This window comes from Thiohalomonas denitrificans (assembly GCF_016841685.1).
GTDB classification, from domain to species: Bacteria; Pseudomonadota; Gammaproteobacteria; order Thiohalomonadales; family Thiohalomonadaceae; genus Thiohalomonas; species Thiohalomonas denitrificans_A.
Map to the genome: position 1 here is coordinate 24,514 of NZ_JAENYR010000011.1, position 17,062 is coordinate 41,575.

13 protein-coding genes and 1 CRISPR repeat array are annotated in these 17,062 nt (G+C 56.5%); of the genes, 3 read left to right on the forward strand and 10 right to left on the reverse strand.

Features of this window, described 5'->3' with window-relative positions; genetic code table 11:
- Positions 1-532 precede the first annotated feature (532 nt).
- The 3 genes from Q7L05_RS03830 to Q7L05_RS03840 all read left to right on the forward strand — a co-directional run bounded on the left by Q7L05_RS03830 (position 533) and on the right by Q7L05_RS03840 (position 3,307).
- A complete protein-coding gene (locus tag Q7L05_RS03830; RefSeq protein ID WP_303902191.1) occupies positions 533-991 on the forward strand; it encodes a hypothetical protein in 459 nt (152 codons plus the stop codon).
- A gap of 182 nt (positions 992-1,173) precedes the next feature.
- The gene (locus tag Q7L05_RS03835; RefSeq protein ID WP_303902194.1) at positions 1,174-2,148 is read left to right on the forward strand and encodes a hypothetical protein; all 975 of its coding nucleotides are present in this window, start codon (positions 1,174-1,176) and stop codon (positions 2,146-2,148) included.
- A gap of 184 nt (positions 2,149-2,332) precedes the next feature.
- Positions 2,333-3,307, forward strand: coding sequence for a hypothetical protein (locus tag Q7L05_RS03840; RefSeq protein WP_303902198.1), 975 nt, complete (start codon positions 2,333-2,335; stop codon positions 3,305-3,307).
- Positions 3,308-3,558: 251 nt separating this feature from the next.
- Here the strand turns inward: Q7L05_RS03840 and Q7L05_RS03845 are convergent, their stop codons facing one another.
- The 10 genes from Q7L05_RS03845 to csy1 all read right to left on the reverse strand — a co-directional run bounded on the left by Q7L05_RS03845 (position 3,559) and on the right by csy1 (position 16,948).
- Positions 3,559-4,434 carry a HEPN domain-containing protein gene (locus tag Q7L05_RS03845; protein WP_303902203.1) on the reverse strand — a complete coding sequence of 292 codons (876 nt, stop codon included), beginning with the start codon at positions 4,432-4,434 and terminating at the stop codon, positions 3,559-3,561.
- Positions 4,435-4,452: 18 nt separating this feature from the next.
- A complete protein-coding gene (vapC, locus tag Q7L05_RS03850) occupies positions 4,453-4,860 on the reverse strand; it encodes a type II toxin-antitoxin system tRNA(fMet)-specific endonuclease VapC (RefSeq protein WP_303902205.1) in 408 nt (135 codons plus the stop codon).
- Positions 4,860-5,096, reverse strand: coding sequence for an antitoxin (locus Q7L05_RS03855; protein WP_303902292.1), 237 nt, complete (start codon positions 5,094-5,096; stop codon positions 4,860-4,862). The genes vapC and Q7L05_RS03855 overlap by 1 nt, the downstream gene beginning before the upstream one ends.
- Positions 5,097-5,284: 188 nt before the next feature.
- The gene (locus Q7L05_RS03860) at positions 5,285-5,488 is read right to left on the reverse strand and encodes a hypothetical protein (RefSeq protein ID WP_303902208.1); all 204 of its coding nucleotides are present in this window, start codon (positions 5,486-5,488) and stop codon (positions 5,285-5,287) included.
- Complete coding sequence (locus tag Q7L05_RS03865) at positions 5,485-5,994, reverse strand: DUF6036 family nucleotidyltransferase (RefSeq protein ID WP_303902211.1); 510 nt, start codon at positions 5,992-5,994, stop codon at positions 5,485-5,487. Before Q7L05_RS03865 ends, Q7L05_RS03860 begins: the two co-directional genes overlap by 4 nt.
- A 179-nt stretch (positions 5,995-6,173) precedes the next feature.
- Positions 6,174-7,046 (reverse strand): HEPN domain-containing protein, encoded by an 873-nt coding sequence (locus Q7L05_RS03870; protein ID WP_303902214.1) that lies wholly within the window; start codon positions 7,044-7,046, stop codon positions 6,174-6,176.
- Positions 7,047-7,251: 205 nt separating this feature from the next.
- Positions 7,252-12,933: a CRISPR direct-repeat array (repeat unit 28 nt; unit sequence TTTCTGAGCTGCCTATCCGGCAGTGAAC).
- Positions 12,934-13,062: 129 nt separating this feature from the next.
- Complete coding sequence (gene cas6f / locus Q7L05_RS03875; RefSeq protein WP_303902217.1) at positions 13,063-13,629, reverse strand: type I-F CRISPR-associated endoribonuclease Cas6/Csy4; 567 nt, start codon at positions 13,627-13,629, stop codon at positions 13,063-13,065.
- Between the two features lie 3 nt (positions 13,630-13,632).
- Positions 13,633-14,667 (reverse strand): type I-F CRISPR-associated protein Csy3, encoded by a 1,035-nt coding sequence (csy3, locus tag Q7L05_RS03880; protein ID WP_303902220.1) that lies wholly within the window; start codon positions 14,665-14,667, stop codon positions 13,633-13,635.
- 12 nt (positions 14,668-14,679) lie between these two features.
- A complete protein-coding gene (csy2, locus tag Q7L05_RS03885) occupies positions 14,680-15,654 on the reverse strand; it encodes a type I-F CRISPR-associated protein Csy2 (RefSeq protein ID WP_303902222.1) in 975 nt (324 codons plus the stop codon).
- A complete protein-coding gene (csy1, locus tag Q7L05_RS03890) occupies positions 15,647-16,948 on the reverse strand; it encodes a type I-F CRISPR-associated protein Csy1 (protein WP_303902224.1) in 1,302 nt (433 codons plus the stop codon). Before csy1 ends, csy2 begins: the two co-directional genes overlap by 8 nt.
- Between the last annotated feature and the right edge of the window lie 114 nt (positions 16,949-17,062).

Sequence of the window (17,062 nt, forward strand, 5' to 3'; positions counted from 1 at the left end):
AAAGGAGTTTCGAATGAAAATGTTCGCACGTAATACAGTATTCATCACTACTGCTATGGCATCAATCGTTACTGTACCCGTATGCGCCGAGTGGATCGCACCCGATATCTCGAAGGCAGACGTCCAGGTTGAAGTTAAATTTGACCTGGCCACTGGAATCTATAGTTATGATTATACGGTAACAAATCCAAGTTCCAGCTTCGCACCAGTGTGTTGCTTCTGGATAGCAACAAAGCCCGAATTTCCGGCTTCGCTTCTCGGGGATCGCCCCTATCTGGATGACTCCGGGTTGTCAAGTGACGGCAGTCTGGATAAGGACCATTCTTCCGGATATTCGATCCCCTTAGGAATTGAGTCGCCTAGTGGTTTCGAAGCCAGTATCGGACGGCATGGCGATGTGCTTTGGCTACCAAAAGCACCTTTCGGACAACCGCACGACCTCATCGATCCTGGCGAAGTAATTGATGGGTTCCAGCTTCACTCTCGCGTTCCCCCCGGGGTTCTCACCGCTACGCTTAAGCCGAAAATCGACATGGGCCCAGGCTCGCCATACGAAGAATACGGCGAACTGTGCGGCGAGGACAACAGCCCCTGCCCCGACCCCAACACCTTCTGGGAGGAGCGACGGGTGGTCGGCCCCCAACTTCCGCACGAGCGCGAACTTATCGATGGCAAGGGACAGCGCGGGCGCGACGTCAACAAGTTCCTGCGCTTTGCCAACCCGCTGGAAACGTCGGTGGATCTCCCGCCCGATACCGAGCACTACGATCTGGTCGTCGTCTTCGGAGAGACCATCGTGCCCGAAAGCTTCGAAGCCTCGCTAAATCGCAGCGACATCACCGACCGGTTCACGGTGGCACCGGGCGGAACGGCCGTGGTGAAACTCCCCCTGGAGCCGGGACGCAACAAGGTGGTGCTCTCCATCGACGGCGAACGCGACGATGGCCGCATCGCCACGGACACCGACCAAATCACCTTCGTAGTCAAGTAGCCGCTGTGGCCCAAGTAGGAGCCCACCCCATGGGCGAACATGGCAAAGCCATCACCAAGTCTTCGTTCGCTCGTTCGCCCGGAGGGCCGGGCTCCTACGACCTGGACCGGGCGGTGCTACTACCGGTTACAGCCAAATAGAGCGGCCAATGAGCAATCGTCAAATCTCGGCAAGGATGTAATATGAAAGTTTCTAAAATTTGGTTAGTCGCCACGCTGCTTCTCACCTGCGCGTCGACACTATCAGCCGAATGGATCGCACCCGATATCTCGAATGCTGAGGTCGAGGTCGAGGTCGGGTTCGACCCGGCCACGGGGATTTACCGATACGACTATAAACTGATTAATCCAAGCTCAAATTTTGCGCCTATACGCGCATTCTGGGTGACTGCGGGACCGGAAAAGAACACGTCGAGTATCGAAGACCGCCCGTATATGGATAAATCGAATCTACCGAGCGACGGTAGCTTAAACAAAGATCGTTCCTTCCATTCGGGACGCTCGATTCCCCTCGGCATCGAGTCACCGACGGGTTTTGAAGCCACCATCGGCAGGGATGGAGACGTGGTGTGGCTTCCCGATACGCCGTGGGGGCAGCCTCTCGATTTTATCGACCCCGGTGAAGTTGTCAGTGGATTCCGCCTGCACTCTCGCGTACCGCCCGGAGTCGTAACGGCGCTTCTAAAGCCCAAAATCGACATGGGCCCAGGCTCGCCATACGAAGAATACGGAGAACTGTGCGGCGAGGACAACAGCCCCTGCCCCGACCCCAACACCTTCTGGGAGGAGCGACAAGTGGTCGGCCCGCAGCTGCCGGAGGAGCGCGAACTCATCGACGGCAAGGGGCAGCGCAGCCGGGACGTGAACCGATTCCTGCGCTTCGCCAATCCGCTGGAAACGTCGGTGAACCTGTCGCCCGATATCGAGCACTACGATCTGGTCGTCGTCTTCGGAGAGACCATCGTGCCCGCAAGCTTCGAGGTCTCGCTGAATCGCAGCGACATCACCGACCGGTTCACGGTGGCTCCGGGCGGAACGGCCGTGGTGAAACTCCCCCTGGAGCCGGGGCGCAACAAGGTGGTGCTCTCCATCGATGGCGAACGGGACGATGGACGCATCGCCACGGACACTGACCAAATCACCTTCGTGGTCAAGTAGCCGCTGCCGCCCAAGTAGGAGCCCACCCCGTGGGCGAACATGGCAAAGCCGTCACAGAAATATTCATTCGCTCGTTCGCCCGGAGGGCCGGGCTCTGCGATCCTGGCCCGGGCGATGCCACTACCAGGTTTCAGCCGAATAGAGCGGCCAATGAGCAATCGCCAAATCTCGGCAAGGATGTAATATGAAAGTTTCTACACTTTGGTTAGTCGCCACGCTGCTCCTCACCTGCGCGTCGACACTATCAGCCGAATGGATCGTACCCGATATCTCGAAGGCGGACGTCCAGGTTGAAGTGGACTTCGACCCGGCCACGGGGATTTACCGATATGACTATACGGTGATCAATCCCAGTTCCAGCTTCGCACCCGTGCGTTACTTCTGGATAGCAACAAAGCCCGAGTTTCCGACTTCGCTTGTCGGGGATCGTCCCTATCTGGATGACTCCGGGTTGCCAAGTGATGGCAGCCTCAAACGGGATCATTCCTCCGCATCAGCCTACGCTATCCCCCTCGGGGTCGAGTCACCAACAGGGTTTCGTGCAAGTATCGGCCGACACGGCGATGTGCTATGGGTTCCTGATGGTCCATGGGGCGAACCACGCGATCTCATCGATCCCGGCGAAGTCATTAGCGGATTCCGGCTGCACTCCCGGGTTCCACCCGGCTCCATCACCTCTATATTAAAGCCACAGATCGACATGGGCCCAGGCTCGCCATACGAAGAATACGGAGAACTGTGCGGCGAAGATGACAGCCCCTGCCCCGATCCCAACACCTTCTGGGAGGAGCGACGGGTTGTCGGCCCGCAGCTGCCGGAGGAGCGCGAACTCATCGACGGCAAGGGGCAGCGCGGGCGCGACGTCAACCAATTCCTGCGCTTCGCCAACCCGCTGGAAACGTCGGTGGACCTGTCGCCCGATATCGAGCACTACGATCTGGTCGTCGTCTTCGGAGAGACCATCGTGCCCGCAAGCTTCGAGGCCTCGCTGAATCGCAGCAACATCACCGAACGGTTCACGGTAGCACCGGGCGGAACGGCCGTGGTGAAGCTCCCCCTGGAGCCGGGGCGCAACACGGTGGTTCTCTCTATTGACGGCGAACGCGACGATGGACGCACCGCCACGGACACCGACCAAATCATTTTTGTGGTCAAGTAGCCGCTGCCCAGTAGGCGCACTACCTATGATTATGTCTCAGGATCGGGAGTTCGCAATTTCAAAGACAAGATCGCTGCCTTGATCGTGCCGGCATCCGACTAATTTAGTCAGCCTTCACTGTAACTGCTCGCCCGGGTGATCACGCACGGCCCGGGAAATCCGTCATCCCCGCGTAGGCGGGGATCCATTTTGAACCATGCTTCTGTCCTCTGGATCCCCGCCTACGCGGGGATGACAGAGGGGGTGAGTAGTTACCCTTCACTCATCTTTTCTAACGCCTCGATTTTTGCTTCGCAGCTTTTTCGGGTGAGTTCCATCAGCTCGGCGACCCGCTCGGCCAGATAGGCGAGAGAAACTTCGTCTATGATGTAGCGGCGATCATAACGGGCACCGACATAGGCATACTCAAGGAGTGTATAAGCGTCTCTCTGAAACTCTTCGACCGAAGGAAAAATATCGGCAAACGCCGGATTAATTTCCGAGGCACGATGACTCAGAATGGAGAGATAGTGTTCATCAGGAATGTAGCCGGTAAAAATCAAAAGAACCGTTTTAAAAGAAGCTTCTGCGGCTTGATGTAGATGAAACGCTCCATCCTTCCACCAGTTTTTTGCCTTATCAAATTCATAATGTGCAAAAAAGCGCTCGGCTCTCTCGAACCAGTGACCGTAATCATTGCGCGCGATATCCAGCCGCTCTCCCGGCGTCAATGCCTTCGGCTTAGCCAGCGAAAAATCGCCGGAGTCATACAACACCTTCCCTTCACTGATGATGTCAGAGAAGAAGTACTGTCCCAACTCCAGCTTACGATTCAGAAAATCGATATCGTGATGAATGATTCGAGGAGAAGCAGAAAGATTGGCTGCGTAGCAAGCCTGCCCTAACTCATGCCACACCAGCGAATCGCAGTCGTCCGACTCGTCAGTCACAGCCAGGATGTCGTAATCGGATGCATGGCCGGAACGCCGATCGGGTGCCAAATCCCCGGCCTCCTTCCAGCCGCCCCGAGCGTACGATCCGTAAAGAACGATAAGGCCGACCGCCGGGCAGTAGTCGCGAATCATTGCGGTGACCTTCGCCAGCTCCTGCTGCTTTTTCTCGGGTAGGTGTGAAATCGATGAGTCCATATCAGTTCGGAATGCGGCTCAGCAGGCCGGCGCCCAATTTTCCACCGCCAATCCGGTCACGCGCTCGAACTTCCGGCCATTGTAGGTCACCAGGGTCGCTCCCAGGTATCGGGCGTGTGAAGCGATCAGCATGTCGTTGCCGCCGATGATCCGGCCCACCCTCTCCAGTTCGGCCCGAATCTCGCCGTAGTCCTGCGCGGCGCCCTCCGGCCAGTCCAGCACCGAAGCAAAACGCAGAAACTCGATCAGTGCCGCTTCACTACGCTCACCCTGGACGGACTTGGCAATGCCGTAGCGCAATTCTGCCAGCACCACGGCGGATATGCCGACGTCACCAACCGACACTCCTTTCAGCCGCTCGTGAACCTCTGGAGGACGGCGCTTCATGACGTATATGCAGATGTTCGTATCCAGCATATAGCGCATCAAAGTGCCTCTCGTTCCTGCGGTGGGGCATCATCGACGCTGTCGGGAAAGTCTTCCGGCAGTGTTGGGACCTGCTTGGTAAAGTACTCGTCCCAGGTGCGCGGCTTTGGCCGTAGGACGATTTCATCACCCCGACGCTCTATGTAGACCTCATCGGCATCCAGTTCGTAAGCCTTTGGCAAGCGAACCGCCTGACTGCGACCGTTTCGGAAGAGATGCGCCGTTCGTTTTGTCATCATCGCCAGCCTTTTGGATATGCAAAAAGCATATGCCGACCCCTTCGACATTGCAACGCTTTTGTTCGCGACTCAACGAGGGCGCGGCCCTGAAGTTAGGGAGCGTGGGAGTGATTCACTTTCCTGTCGTTCTACCCGCTTGCGGATGTCTTCCTGGCTTTTACAACCCGCCTGGCGCTTGAATCAGTTCACTCCGAAGCCCCGGGCTTACCCGGTTCCTTGAGCTTTCCCTCTTCGCGCGCCCGTTGCAGTAACGCTGCTGTGACCCGTAGCTGGTCGAGCGTCTCGAAGCGCTCGCGCAGCGTCAGCCGCTGCCAGCGGCGTAACTGCTCCCGTCGACTGACATCCCAGGAAGCCACGTCTGAGCAGGGCTCATTGTGTTGTTCGCTCATTGCTTCTCCCGCTCTGCCAAAATCATACGCAAATGCTCCACATCAAGCAGATCCTGAGGGCGCCCCACTCGCTCTTTTATTGTAATCAGCGTTTCCAGAGACACAAAGCGCACCGTAAGCCCCGGGATAAGCTCACCAGACAGCGCGCGGGCGTATTCATCCTCAAAGTCGAATGGGTTCTCCACAAACAGATCGACCGATGTTCCCCGAAACCGATCGCTATAGAGGTTTAGCACCGTCATCCCTTTCTCTTCGATCCACAGCCGGCGGGTTCCCGGGTCGGCAAACTGCTCAGCGGTAACTGGCACCGTTGGGCGATATCCCAGTGGCTCCAGTGCCTTAAATGCCTTCACGACATTGTCAGGTGCCAAGGCCAATACCAAATCAACATCCGCAGTGAACCTCACATAGCCATGCGCCACGACAGCCAGACCACCGACCACGAGATACCGGACCTGCGAGTCGTTCAACGCCCGCGTTATCGTTTCGAAGCTAGTCAGTTCCACTGGTTCGCCCCATCGGCCCCTTGCCCCAACCTATTGGTAACGACATAAGGGAACCGTACCACAATCGCATCTCTACGCCTCCCGGCTCACGCGAAGGTTCCGGTAACTGCCAATGACAACGTTTTGCAAAGCGACCTCACCCACGCACCAGTGAGACATCCGGGCTAGCGCGAACATCCTCAAAGGCAGGCCCGTGCCAGCGCCTCGATTTTTGCTTCACAGCTTTCGCGGGTAAGCCTTATCAGTTTGGCGACCCGTTCCGCGAGATAGGTGAGAGACGCTTCGTCTATAGAGTAGCGCCGGTCGTAACGGGCGCCGATGTAGGCATACTCCAGAAGCGTAAAAGCCTCTCTCTGGAATTCGTCGGCCGAAGGAAAGATATCCGTGAACGCCGGATCGATCTCCGAGACCTTGTGGCCCAGAACAGAGAGATAGTGTTCATCGGGGATATAGCCGGTGAAGACCAGTAGCATGGTTTTGAAGGAGGCTTCTGCGGCTTGATGCAGGTTGAATGCCGCCAGCTCACGCCATGTCTTGGCATGGACGAGACGATGGGTCTCGAAAAATTGTTCCGCTCTCGTGAACCAATATTTAAAGTCATTGCGGGCGATATCAAGCCGTTCTTCCGGCGTCAGCACTTTCAGTTCGGCCAGTGAGAAATCACCCGAGTCGTACAGCACCTTCCCTTCACTGATGATGTCCGAGAAGAAGTACTGACCCAGTTCCAGCTTCCGATTCAGAAAATCGATATCGTGGTGGATAATTCGAGGGGAAGCCGAGAAGCCTGCTTCATGACACACCTCCCCTATTTGGTGCCAAACCAGGGAGTCGCAGTCATCCGGCTCTTCGGTCACAGCCAGAATATCGTAATCGGATGCGTGACCGGAACGCCGATCGGGTGCCAAATCCCTGGCATCCTTCCAGTCGCCCCGAGCGTACGAACCAAAGAGAACGATCAGGCCAACCGCCGGACAGTGGGCGCGAATAATCGCGACGACGTTTGCCAGATCCTGCTGCTTCCCCTCGGGGAGATGGGCAATCGATGAATCCATATCAAGTTCAGATCGTGAGTTTAGTGGACTGTGTGCCCGATTCTCGACCGCGAGTTCGAGTGAACGGCCTGACTATGGTCGTTTCGGACGAGATGTGCTGCACATTTCACTCGTCAGGAGCCTTCTTGGCCTCAAAGCATAAGCCTACCTCCTTTAAGATTGCAATCTGGAACACTGCTTACCAAGGCGGTGACGCTCAAGCTCTCTTCTGAGCTGCTTATCCGGCAGTGAACAGCACATGGATGGCCTATCGCGGTTTCCTGCTTTTCTGAGCTGCCTATCCGGCAGTGAAAAGTGAACGTGAAAGAGCTGCAGTACCTGGGCGTGCACCTTTTCTGAGCTACCTATCCGGCAGTGAACGCATCCGCCCATCTCTCCGTGAGGACCTGATATTTCTGAGCTGCCTATCCGGCAGTGAACCTTCGCATAGTCGATGGCTTCCATTTCACGGTTTTCTGAGCTGCCTATCCGGCAGTGAACGACGGCTGCCTCCAGCTCGGCGATGGCCATCTTTTCTGAGCTGCCTATCCGGCAGTGAACATGGGGAGGCATCCGGCACGACCAGGGAGTGGATTTCTGAGCTGCCTATCCGGCAGTGAACATTGGCTATATCGGCAGCAGAGAGCGTCTGGTTTTCTGAGCTGCCTATCCGGCAGTGAACTCGGCGCCCTCGGCGGATGCGCGTACCTGGGTTTTCTGAGCTGCCTATCCGGCAGTGAACGACATAGGTGCCGGGCTTGGCGTCGCGTCCCATTTCTGAGCTGCCTATCCGGCAGTGAACGCGGCCCCAGTCGAGCGAGGCGGCGACATCGATTTCTGAGCTGCCTATCCGGCAGTGAACCACCTGGGCAGCGTTGACCTCGGGATCATCCATTTCTGAGCTGCCTATCCGGCAGTGAACCGATACCGGGCTATGACCGACTCAGCCTGGTCTTTCTGAGCTGCCTATCCGGCAGTGAACCACATACCCCCGATTTCGCGGAGCCTCCCGCATTTCTGAGCTGCCTATCCGGCAGTGAACTCGGGGTATGACCGCTCGCCGGGATAGGAACTTTTCTGAGCTGCCTATCCGGCAGTGAACAATTATCGAGAAGATGCGCGAGCGGTCTAATTTTTCTGAGCTGCCTATCCGGCAGTGAACGGAGGCGATCGCAGAACTGCCGGTGATGGTGTTTTCTGAGCTGCCTATCCGGCAGTGAACCTGGAGACGATCCCGCGTCATCTGCGGGATAATTTCTGAGCTGCCTATCCGGCAGTGAACGCACCCAAAGCGCATAGCTTTTCCGCCTGATTTTTCTGAGCTGCCTATCCGGCAGTGAACAAGCATCCCGCGAAATGCTGGCGCTCGCGTTTTTTCTGAGCTGCCTATCCGGCAGTGAACGCGGAACCCGGCCGAGGCCGTTTCCGCGTGGTTTTCTGAGCTGCCTATCCGGCAGTGAACGCCTCCATCAGCCACGAGACCAGTGCGCAAGATTTCTGAGCTGCCTATCCGGCAGTGAACGCATGGGCTCGGTTTATCCAGTTTATGACGATTTTCTGAGCTGCCTATCCGGCAGTGAACACCCTTTGAGCGCCGCTTCACGCTTCCATGCTTTTCTGAGCTGCCTATCCGGCAGTGAACCGTCTGCGCACGAAGGGGCTAAGCCCGTTGTTTTTCTGAGCTGCCTATCCGGCAGTGAACCAAGCTCAGCGAAATCGCCGGCCGAACAAAATTTTCTGAGCTGCCTATCCGGCAGTGAACCTCATGCAGGTAGTCGATGTTCGGGTTGCCCTTTTCTGAGCTGCCTATTCGGCAGTGAACGAATTCATCATCCTGCAACGCTGGTTTAATCCTTTCTGAGCTGCCTATCCGGCAGTGAACAAAGACATGTCGCGCAAAATCGGATTACTCAATTTCTGAGCTGCCTATCCGGCAGTGAACTACTCTGCCCGCTTCACCTGCTGGGAGATGTATTTCTGAGCTGCCTATCCGGCAGTGAACGGATCGGGAGAGTCGTGCGGAGTGTCGGACGTTTTCTGAGCTGCCTAGCCGGCAGTGAACATCAAGAGGCATTAGCGCTTGAGGATGTAGATTTTCTGAGCTGCCTATCCGGCAGTGAACACGCCGTTGGGGGAGGATTACATAAACGAACATTTCTGAGCTGCCTATCCGGCAGTGAACCTGTGGCAGGAAGTATTTGCAGCCACCAGCAATTTCTGAGCTGCCTATCCGGCAGTGAACCGCATTACGCAGGGTTACGGCAGCACCAATATTTTCTGAGCTGCCTATCCGGCAGTGAACCGCACAGAGCCGGAGGGGTGGAAGCTGGTGCCTTTCTGAGCTGCCTATCCGGCAGTGAACGCTCCGGGTCCGTGGCAACATCCCCCTCCGTTTTTCTGAGCTGCCTATCCGGCAGTGAACTCCGAGAACCGTCATGCAGCAGATTGCCCGCTTTTCTGAGCTGCCTATCCGGCAGTGAACAACACAACAACAGTTTCTTTAGACGATGAAGCGTTTCTGAGCTGCCTATCCGGCAGTGAACGGCGATGGCGGAGCCCGTGCCGATGTTCCCGTTTTCTGAGCTGCCTATCCGGCAGTGAACGTGAGAAGAGCAGCATCACCGCCGGCACTAAGTTTCTGAGCTGCCTATCCGGCAGTGAATGCTCTCAATCTCTGCGGCCAACTGCTCCAAGTTTTCTGAGCTGCCTATCCGGCAGTGAACCTGTCTCAACAGGATTTGTTCGGGGGTGCATTTTTCTGAGCTGCCTATCCGGCAGTGAACGGTTTGTTCCTGCTTGCTGCGGTGCCCGGTCATTTCTGAGCTGCCTATCCGGCAGTGAACTGTGAATTTCATGTCTGCTTCCTCTGATTGCCTTTCTGAGCTGCCTATCCGGCAGTGAACCTACTGCGTCGCATCCCTCCGGCAGAATGTCATTTCTGAGCTGCCTATCCGGCAGTGAACCGTATATCCCATGTTATGCGGTCATCTCCGCATTTCTGAGCTGCCTATCCGGCAGTGAACCGATTGCTTACTACAAATTTCCGCTCACAGAATTTCTGAGCTGCCTATCCGGCAGTGAACCGCAGCAAGCAGAAACAAACCGAACACTATCTTTTCTGAGCTGCCTATCCGGCAGTGAACTCCGGGTAATATCCGCAAATCGTCCGCGACGTTTTCTGAGCTGCCTATCCGGCAGTGAACGGGTTCCAGCGCCGGACGTCCTCGAGGCCAATTTTCTGAGCTGCCTATCCGGCAGTGAACGCGTTGAACGGGAGATAAAAGTGATATCTATCTTTCTGAGCTGCCTATCCGGCAGTGAACGGGCGCCACCGGCGGCGCCGGCTGGGACGGCTTTTCTGAGCTGCCTATCCGGCAGTGAACATCTGTTCCCATCGCTGAATCGTCCGGATGCTTTTCTGAGCTGCCTATCCGGCAGTGAACGTTGAGATTGACTATTCGGAGGCCGCGCAACATTTCTGAGCTGCCTATCCGGCAGTGAACGGCAGCGATCGCCAGAGCCAGGGCGACGAATTTTTCTGAGCTGCCTATCCGGCAGTGAACCCGATCGGCGAGACCATGGAGGGCGCCGAACATTTCTGAGCTGCCTATCCGGCAGTGAACGAGATGCGGGAGCTGGAGGCTAAGGCGGCGATTTTCTGAGCTGCCTATCCGGCAGTGAACAGGGTAGGGCCCCAATATTGGATTTCCTTCTCTTTCTGAGCTGCCTATCCGGCAGTGAACCCCCGTGCCCGTGCATGCGGTGATATCTCGACTTTCTGAGCTGCCTATCCGGCAGTGAACGTGATAACCTCGCCAGAAATCGAGTAGTATTCCTTTCTGAGCTGCCTATCCGGCAGTGAACGTACGACAAAGGCGGATATGATATTCGCTGTATTTTCTGAGCTGCCTATCCGGCAGTGAACGAAGGTCGAGTTGGTGGTGCCCGCGCCATTTTTTTCTGAGCTGCCTATCCGGCAGTGAACAACCTGAGCGCCACCATCAGCGCAGACGCCACTTTCTGAGCTGCCTATCCGGCAGTGAACAGAACAAGCATCACGATTACATCGTGCTCTTTTTTCTGAGCTGCCTATCCGGCAGTGAACTGAGTCTGGCCGAAAGAGGCCGATCCTTCATTTTTCTGAGCTGCCTATCCGGCAGTGAACAGCGATACCGAATACTACGCCGCAGGCGTCAATTTCTGAGCTGCCTATCCGGCAGTGAACCAGTGTGGCATAGGTGTGGCGGCTGCCGTGTATTTCTGAGCTGCCTATCCGGCAGTGAACAATGAGCTACTTCGAACGATACGATTCTTTCTTTTCTGAGCTGCCTATCCGGCAGTGAACCTAAAACACAACGGCATGTCGGTTATTAACTTTTTCTGAGCTGCCTATCCGGCAGTGAACCTGGCGACTAGAAACAAGTGGAAGCCTATTAATTTCTGAGCTGCCTATCCGGCAGTGAACATTATGGAAATCTGGAAAGACACTTATGTATTCTTTCTGAGCTGCCTATCCGGCAGTGAACAACCAGGGCGTGCGCGGATGTCTGGCGTCGATTTTCTGAGCTGCCTATCCGGCAGTGAACAGGACACTATTTTCCCTGACCTGGCAAGCGGTTTTCTGAGCTGCCTATCCGGCAGTGAACGAAGACGTGATCCATACGCTGCACTCCGAGCTTTTCTGAGCTGCCTATCCGGCAGTGAACGATCCGCCTTGGCTTGCAGGGTGCCGAGCTTTTTTCTGAGCTGCCTATCCGGCAGTGAACCGAGCGGGGCACCAGTACGCCGGTGTGGTGCATTTTCTGAGCTGCCTATCCGGCAGTGAACTCAAATACCTGTCCGGCACTGCGGCCCATTATTTTCTGAGCTGCCTATCCGGCAGTGAACGTCGGGGACCTGACTCCAGCGCATGACGATCGATTTCTGAGCTGCCTATCCGGCAGTGAACCGCCTATTGTCGAGTCGGGGAGTAATGCGAACTTTCTGAGCTGCCTATCCGGCAGTGAACGGATGCGACGAGCGGGACATGGTTTTCGCTAATTTCTGAGCTGCCTATCCGGCAGTGAACGTTGGCCGTGGATGGTCCGCGCTCTTCAGTCATTTCTGAGCTGCCTATCCGGCAGTGAACTTGCGGGACTCCCACACGGCCCTGCGGTATTTTTTCTGAGCTGCCTATCCGGCAGTGAACAAATCCGGGTCCAGGTCCAGCACGATCGCGACTTTCTGAGCTGCCTATCCGGCAGTGAACGTGGAGTCGGCCACGTCTCCCCAGGGCGACGTTTTCTGAGCTGCCTATCCGGCAGTGAACCTCATCAACTACCAGATCATTGAGCACAACCTTTTCTGAGCTGCCTATCCGGCAGTGAACGTCTTCGGCCTCTTCATCCGTGTAGCCCTTCTTTTCTGAGCTGCCTATCCGGCAGTGAACGCATTTAGTGCTCCACTGCTCAGGCCGCCAGATTTCTGAGCTGCCTATCCGGCAGTGAACCCGACAGCGCTCGCGGTGTCGTCGGCTTCGGTTTTCTGAGCTGCCTATCCGGCAGTGAACAACGCGCTCAACGCGACCCCCACTATCCAGCATTTCTGAGCTGCCTATCCGGCAGTGAACGAGTGGTCCGGCATCAGGTCGCGTTTCTCCGTTTTCTGAGCTGCCTATCCGGCAGTGAACGATCACCTACGACCAGACCGTGGCGTTGTCATTTTCTGAGCTGCCTATCCGGCAGTGAACAGTTGGGCCAACTGTTCGCCTTGATCTTCAATTTTCTGAGCTGCCTATCCGGCAGTGAACTCGATCGTAAGCTGTAACGCCGTCTTTTTGGTTTTCTGAGCTGCCTATCCGGCAGTGAACAGAACGGCATGTACTACGCGCACGACAGTTGCTTTCTGAGCTGCCTATCCGGCAGTGAACTAGCGATACTAGCGAGTAACTTCTTATTGTTAAAGAGCTTTTCTGAATGAGGAACGCCCACACCCTATTTTTGGGCGCGGGCGTAACTGTCTGATAGTGAAGGCACTGACTGCAAGGGCTGAAAAAGGGTCAAAACCAGGGGATGGTCGCTTCTGAGCTCAACCCATAGGCATTAAAAGTTCCATTTATTGCTTGTGCCTGGGGTGGAGAATGCTCCAAAAAAACACAAAAGTAGTGTCCATTGCTTTGGCTTTTTAGCCGAAGAAAGGGCAGCTTCACCCGTTCCTCCACGGAATCGGGGATTTTCAGCGCGATTTCTTCCTCTGACAGTTCCGAATGCCGTTTGGCATGCCGGCGCCGCAAACGCTCGGCATTGGACTTCGGCTGTACTCGCCTTATGCGACGGTGCTTAGCATTCCCGGGCACCGCCGCCAAGTCCGACTGAAACAGGTGATCACGCATTCCAGTCAGCCAATTCTCTGTCATGACTCGCTCAAGGTCGGCAGCAGTTCCGTGTAGTCGTAGGCACGGCCCAAGAAACAGTTGGTCCTGCTGAAGTTCTGGGAAACTGATCCCGATAGAGCGGCTGTCGATCTGGACCAAGGCACGATGAAGTTTGGAAAACAGGGCATTCATCAATAGCGGCGTCGGAAATTCCGGATCGGGTAGCAGCCGAAAATCCAGATAGTGATCCATGGTCTACTCCTTTTCGCCGAATACGCCGCCCCGGATTAGCGTCGCCATGACGAAGTGCTGATGGCCTTCTGCCGGAACCTGTTCCTTCAGCACCCAGTTGTCGAGCAGGTTGTAGAAGTCGGTCTTCTGCTTAGGCTGGCGGTACGCCTTGCCTTGAGATGTTACGGAGCCATACGGTTCGACTGCAATCGGCCCTAGGTTGGTGGTGTCGCGATACCAGGTGTCTATCGTCCTGAGTGCGTTCCCAATCTTCTGGCTGTGCATTCCCGCCACGTCGCCAACGGTGTAGAGGGTTTTGCTTTTCTGTCCGCGTTTATCGCCCCTGTCGAGGATCAGCTCCTGGGAAGGGTAGACCTCCTGGCCATCACCGACGCGGGCATAGGCGATCACCTCAAGCAGGACATGGCTTTCACCGGACAGCCCCTTTTCGACAACCCTGGCGAGCTCTTCGAGCGAATTTGCCTTCGCCTCTGGTGCGTTGAAGTCCCGTAGCGAAAAATCATGTGCATCGAAGTCCCACTCGTTCGCCACTTCACCATCCTTCAGGTGGCGGATCCGGACCTCGATGCGTTCCGCACCAATGCGGTTACGCCACAGAAAGCGGCCATTGGCCAGGTTGACTGCGTAGCGGTGGGCCAGCTCGGAGAATCCTTTTTCCTGAACATATCGCTGCACGGTCGCCTGCAACCGCTCCTGGTAATCGGCGTTGTTACAGGCCGAGGGCGATCCCGCGCCGCCGAGAACGCGTAGGGTGAAGCGGGTCCGCAGCGTGTCCAGGTCGTTCGGCAGCGCCGCGACATCGACGGTCTGCAGGTTGGGCGATTGAATCGATGCGTCCAGCTTTGCCGGGTCCTGCTCCTTGGTTTTCAGACGGTTGGAAATGGTCCCGCGCACCGACTTTTCCCTAACGCTGATCGCAGGCCATTTGGAACCGTTGTCCCTAGTGTTCCAGGAACCGGCGCTAAAAAGGGCGTCGGAGGGATCCAGTTTGCGCTCGAAGGCGAGAACAGAGGCGGTTTTTACTTCTTTAGTGGCCATGATTGATGCTCCTTATGCAATGCCGTCAACGGCGGTTTCCAACGTTTGGGAGTAGTGATTGATGCAGCGGTAGATTCCTCTGTCCGGATCGGCCTCATTGCGCCACAGCAATTGATCTAGGTGGTTAAACCGGTGGGGACTGACCCATTCGCCCAACGAATAGATGCTTTCGACAAAGCGAAAGGGGGTGGATTCATCCCGGGTATTCTTTACCTCGCCACCACGATGAAGCGGCGAGAGAGCGGCATAGCCGACCGGAAGCGGCACAAGCCAGCCCGGTCTCTTGCGGATGCCCCACTTCGATTCCTCCGGCTTGTCCGGATCGGGACAATCAGGCTCGTAATTCAGGCGGGTCATATCCAGTAATGCATCGAGCGCGGTGGTGGTTGGTGCCCGTTCCCGCAGTTCAGACAGGCGTTGCGCCAACCGGTCCTCCCGTTCAACCAGGGCGAAGCCCGGGAGTAGACGGCGACGGAATTTGCGAAGGACCTCCCGTTGGCCCTCGATATCCTCCGCCATTGGCCACCATTGGGCGTCAAACCTTTTTCCCTCGCGTTTCGGCAGGATGCTACCGCCGGCAAGACGCATTCCCTGCACGATTTCCATGACCTCCTCGGCGAAACGCTGGCCCTTGCCGGCCGACAGGTAATCGCGCACGGCAATCACCAGACTGACCTCCATATGGGCCCGACCCTCTTCCACTAGCGCCTGGGTCGTTCCATCCTTCCCGACCGGGTTTCGGGTCAAGCGGAAGACCTGGGTGTGTTTTCCGGCCGGCTGGAACACCTGGGGGGCGAAGCCGTGACAGATGATGCCGACACCAGTGAATCCCAAGGCCTGATCGCGCGCAAGGCGACGCTCCAGCGCATGGACAAATCCGGTGAATGCCGTCGGAGCGGGAAAGCCCCAGCTTAGTGGGCCGCAAATCGCGTTGGCGTTCTGTACCCGCAGGCGCGGCAGCAGTAGCAGAGCGGTAGGTTCACTCATCGAAGTCGACCTCCATGCGCATGAGTTTCATCTCCTTTTCCATGACTGATTGCCACTCGTGGGCTTCGTCTTTGCCCATGGGGGTTCTTGTCGATGTGAGGGTTGCGTTCAGCCAGTTGGCAAAGCGCCTGCAGACCTCCTCTTTCCAATCACCTCTGGCACAGAGCGTCGCGAACGCTTCATCCTGCGCGGCCCGGCCCGGATCGAGCCAGCATTGCTCCGCCGCATTCAGCCGACACTTTTCATCCACGGTCCAGCCCGGTTTGAGCTCATGCAGTTCAGCGGCAAACAGCAACGCCTCGTCACGAAGGTGGCCTACGAGATCGGCGCGCGTCTCGCGAATGCGGATGTTGTTGATATCCTGAACCCCTTTCAGAAAGTCTCCCAGCGTGCGGAGTAGTATTCGCACCCGCTTGCGCCTCTCGAACACATGGTCGAAGACACTCTCTGTATTCAGTGGGGTTCGAACCGGGGTCGAATACCAGGTCGGCGGCAGGGCGGCGAGCAAATAGTTCTCTCCGTAGCGCTCGCTGTTTAGCTGGCTGATGTTTTGCGGTTTGGTGCCGCCGAAGTTCTGGATCGCCAGATCGGGGTATTCGCAAAAGCCGTGAGGATGCGGCTCGCGGTCCCAGTAGGCCTTTCGGGCGGCCTTCGCCTCCTCGGAGAACCGATCAACGCGAATGCCGCTCACGACGCGGTGTACCAATGAGGTTGGGAACAAGGGGGCCAGCAGGTGGTACTCACCCTTTCCAAGAGGCCAGTAGAGCTGCTTGGCAAGCCGGTGAGAGGCCAGCTCTCCCTTGGGCTCAATCAGCCCGGTGAAGGCCTCCATCCAACTTTTGGCCTGTTCGGCATTATCCGAGAAAGCGGCCTGCAGCGCGCTGTCGCCCTCAAGAGCCAGGTCCAGCAGGCTCTTGCCGCCAACCTCCAACTTCAGAAACTTGTACACGTCCAGAGCGGCGGCATTACCGACGATATCGGGGGCGGCTTCATCCAGGGTATGGGTGCCGACCAGCAGGTCACCGGCCTGCGGGTTGCCTGGGGCGTTCAGACTGGTGCCCCTGGCATCGGGGTGGGTGAACTTGATGGCGTGGGTGACTTGCTGAATTTGCCCGACTCGGCTCGCGGCGTTGTAAATCCAGCGCTCAGGCTGATGCGCCTCCAGAAGCTTTTCGCGTTTGTCGTCCTCCCCTTCCTTGAGTTTATCCAGCTTGGGCTGAAGTCGCTCTTGGAGGAATTGAGTGATCACCTGCCGAACACTTTCCGGCGATATTGAAGATTCCGGCACAACCACGAATGCACGCTCCTTATGACAAATAAATATTGTTTTCGAACAAACTACCTGCCTGAAAGGCAAAATACAACCATGTAATTATCTGAAGAACCACTCTATAATTCCGAACACTGC